This window comes from Arthrobacter sp. 2YAF22_2 (genome assembly GCF_052114645.1).
Taxonomy (GTDB): domain Bacteria; phylum Actinomycetota; class Actinomycetes; order Actinomycetales; family Micrococcaceae; genus Arthrobacter.
The window spans coordinates 1-4120 of sequence record NZ_JBFRFD010000334.1; the positions used below are offsets into that span (position 1 = coordinate 1).

Sequence of the window (4120 nt, forward strand, 5' to 3'; positions counted from 1 at the left end):
GGTCGGTGCGGACAGGCTCCCCATGGCAAGTTCGGTCCGTGTGGAGGCCCGTCCTGCGACAGGCAGCCAGCCAAGCCACACCGAGAAAGTCAGCTTCAGCAGCAGTCCCGCGAAGAACACGGGTGTGGCGTAGCAGAGGATCGCGAAAAAGCGTAGGACGGCATCGGGTGCCTTGTCGCGCCGGTGGGCAGCGACCATGCCCAGCGGGATGCCGACGAGCAGCGCCACGATGACGGCGTTGATGGCCAGCTCCAGGGTTGCCGTGCCGAACGTTGCCAGCATTTCAACCACGGGTCGGCGGTCGGTGATCGTCGTGCCGAAGTTGCCTGTCGCCACCTGGCCCATGTATTCGAAGTACTGCACAAAAATTGGCCGGTCATACCCGGCGTCGTGAATTCTTTGCGCCAGGACATCAGGGGGAAGCCTGCCGCCCTGGGCCGCGGTGATGGGATCGCCGATGACCCGCATCAGGAAGAAGACCAAGGTCACCAGGATGAACATGGTCGGAAGGATCAGCAAGAACCGGACGAGGATATAGGTCCCCAGCCCCCCGCCAGAGGATTTTTTCTTGGACGGAAGGAGCCCGTCGGCGTCGCTTGGCGGCGCCTCTATCAGTGTTGTCATTGGTACCTAAACTTGTGCTTTCGCGGCTTTGGGCCGGCCCCGTGAGCTGCAGGTGCTGCAATGACCAGGAAAGGCGGGGCGCCGTGGGGGGCGCCCCGCCTCCTAGGCTGGTCAGAACCGCAGGGATGCAGTGTTACTTGGAAACAGTTCCCAAACGGAACTTGAAGGAAGCGTCGAGGGTGGAATCGACACCCTTGACGCCGTTGCCGGAGATGGCAACCTGCGCGCCCTGGAGCAGCGGAAGGGTGGAGATGTCCTTGGCCAGGGCATTCTGCGTGTCCTTGATGGCCGTCTCGCGTGCGCTCTTGTCCACCGTGGTGAGCTGCTTGTTAATCAGATCGGTGACGGTGGGGTTGTTGTAGTGGTTCTTCAGGAAGCCGCCGTCGGGGAAGAACGGGGTGAGGTAGTTGTCGGCGTCGCTGAAGTCCGGGAACCAACCGAACTGGAACACGGGGTACTCGTCAGCGCGGCTGGCCTTGCTGTAGGTGACCCATTCGGTGGATTGCAGGTTGACCTTGAACAGGCCGGACTTCTCCAACTGGTCCTTGATCATGGCGTATTCATCGCCGGAGGACTTGCCGTAGTGGTCCGGGTTGTACTGCAGGTTCAGCGTGACCGGGCTGGTCACGCCGGCGTCGGTCAGGACCTTCTTGGCCTTGTCCAGGCTCGGCTTGCCGGCGTCGCCGTAGGCGTCCTTGAAGGAGGTGTTGGCGCCGAGGAAGCCGCTGGGGACGTTGGAGTACAGGGGCAGGTAGGTGCCCTTGTAGACCTGGTCGGCGATCGCCTGGCGGTCGACGAGGTTGGCGACGGCCTGACGGACTGCGAGCGCCTTGGCCGGATCCGCATCCGCGGTCTTGGCGCCGAACGGCATCGTGTTGAAGTTGAACGTCATGTAGCGGATTTCGCCGCCGGGACCGACGTTGACCTTGACCTTGGAATCCTTCTTCAGGTCATCAATGTCGGTGGCGCTCAGGCTACGGTTGGCCACGTCGATGTTGCCCTGCTGGATGTCCAGCTTCATGTTCGTGGGATCGGCGTAGTACTTGATCGTCGCCGCATCGTTGGCCGGCTTGCCCAGCACGCCCTTGTAATCGGGGAAGGCCTTGAAGCTGATCAGCTCGTTCTTTTTGTACGTGTCAATCGTGTACTGGCCGTAGAAGGCCTTGGCCTTGACGATCGAGTCGTCGTCGAGCAGCTTGTCGGCCGGGAAGACTTCGTCGTCCACGATCGGCGCGGCAGGGCTGCTGAGGATCTGCGCGAAGGTCTGGTCGTTGGCCAGCTTCAACTTGAAGACAACGGTGGTGGCGTCGGGGGCCGTGATGCTGTCGATGTTCCCCAGCAGGCTCGCGGGGCCTGCGGGGTCGTTGATCTTCATCTGCCGGTCAAAGGAGAACTTGACGTCCTTGGAGTCCAGGGTGTGCCCGTTGGCCCACTTCAGACCGGACTTGAGCTTGACGGTGAACTCGGTCGGCTTTGTGAAGGATGCCGACTCGGCCAGGTCCGGAACGGGATCGGCGCTGCCGGGCTTGGAGTTGAGCAGGAAGGAGTAGACCTGGTTCATCACCATGAACGAACCGTTGTCGTAAGATCCGGCTGGATCCAGCGCGGTGACCTTGTCCGTGGTGCCGTAGGCGATGGGGCCGCTGGCTGCAGCTGATGAGCCACCGCCGCCGCCAGACGGGCCCGTGCAGGCCGTCAGTGCAAAGGCGGAAACCCCGGCGAGCGCGATGACGCTCTGGAAGGCCTTTTTGTTCATTGCCATCTGTGAACTTTCTGTTCGATGAGTACTGGTGCGCGGCCCGAACTAGCTTGACTCGGTAGGCAGCACGCCGTCGTGATTCCTAGATTCAACCAGAAGACCACTCGATGAATCGCCTTCTCTTGTGAGTTGAGACACAAAATTTACACTATCGCACGAAACTCATCGTTTTCTGCAGGATTTCGGCACTATTTCCGGCACCCGGAAGCGCGGACCTGATTCTTCTGTGATGGGCGCGGTCTACGCCAGGCACCACCGGACATGCCCTCCGCACACGGCCAGGAATGGACATAACCCCACTCTGCGCATCCCTGGCCGCGAAGGATGAGCATGCGTTGCGGACTCGGGGCCTACGGGTGAGCATGCGCCACGGCCTCGGGGCCAGCCGGTGAGCATGCCCCGCGGCCTGGTTGACGAATGGACATGCCCCCAGTACGGGCCGGGGAACGGACACAACCCCACTCTGCGCATCCCTGGCCGCGAAGGATGAGCATGCGCTGCGGACTTGGGGCCTGCGGGTGAGCATGTCCCGCGGCCTGGTTGGCGAATGGACAAGCGCTCCTGCCCTCCCGGCAATGGACACAATCCTGCGCTGCTCGTCCCTGGCTGCGAAGAATGAGCATGTGCCCCGGTCGGGGGCGCTCGCGGGCGGGCATGTCCCACGGTCCGTGGAGTCGGCCCAGAAAAGCTAGAGGGYGGCGCGCTGCAGCGACCGCGCGGCGTCGATGGTGGCCTGGCCCAGGACCCGGCTGCCCTGGTACAGCACCACGGTCTGGCCGGGGGCCACACCGCGCAGCGGCTCGGTCAGGGTGACGACAAGGTCCCCGCGCTCCATCCGGGCGGTGGCCGGCACCGGGTCCCCGTGGGCGCGGACCTGGGCGTAGCAGTCGAACTCCTCGCTGGTGGCAACCTCGGCGATTGGCAGCCCGGCCCAGGAGACCTTGATGCCGCGAATCTCGTCGATGGCCAGCAGCGCCTCCGGGCCCACCACCACTTTGTTTTCCTTGGGCCGGATCTCCAGTACAAAGCGCGGTTTGCCGTCGGCGGCCGGCGTGCCCAGCTTCAGGCCGCGGCGCTGGCCGACGGTGAAGGCGTTGGCGCCGGGGTGCTCGCCGACCTTGGCGCCGGACTCGTCCACGATGTCGCCGGTGGTCATCTCGATCTTTTCGGCAAGCCAGCCGGCGGTGTCGCCGTCCGGGATGAAGCAGATGTCGTGGCTGTCCGGCTTGTTGGCCACAGACAACCCGCGGCGTTCTGCCTCGGCCCGCACCTCAGCCTTGGACGGCGTCTCCGCTAGCGGGAACATCGAGTGTCGGAGCTGTTCATGGGTGAGGACGCCCAGTACGTAGCTCTGGTCCTTGGCCCAGTCCGCGGCGCGGTGCAGCTCGGGGTTGCCCTCGGCGTCGGTGATCACCTTGGCGTAGTGGCCGGTGCAGACAGCGTCGAAACCCAGCGCAATCGCCTTTTCCAGCAGGGCGGCAAACTTGATCCGCTCGTTGCAGCGCATGCACGGGTTGGGCGTGCGGCCGGCGGCATATTCGTCGATGAAGTCCTGAACGACGTCTTCCTTGAAACGCTCAGAGAAATCCCATACATAGTACGGAATGCCGAGCACATCGCAGGCCCGCCAGGCGTCGCGCGAGTCCTCGATGGTGCAGCAGCCGCGGCTGCCGGTGCGCAGCGTTCCGGGCATGCGGGAGAGCGCGAGGTGGACCCCGACGACGTCGTGGCCGGCCT

Annotated in this window: 3 protein-coding genes; all 3 read right to left on the bottom strand. The window is 63.9% G+C overall.

Annotated features, from left to right (window positions below):
• A partial coding sequence (locus AB4Y86_RS13430) for an ABC transporter permease (protein ID WP_441402714.1) occupies positions 1-624 on the bottom strand: 624 nt, incomplete at its 3' end.
• Between the two features lie 133 nt (positions 625-757).
• Positions 758-2386, bottom strand: coding sequence for an ABC transporter substrate-binding protein (locus AB4Y86_RS13435; protein ID WP_441402715.1), 1629 nt, complete (start codon positions 2384-2386; stop codon positions 758-760).
• A gap of 685 nt (positions 2387-3071) precedes the next feature.
• Positions 3072-4120 (bottom strand): tRNA 2-thiouridine(34) synthase MnmA (gene mnmA / locus AB4Y86_RS13440; RefSeq protein WP_441402716.1); only part of this gene is annotated, 1049 nt, incomplete at its 5' end.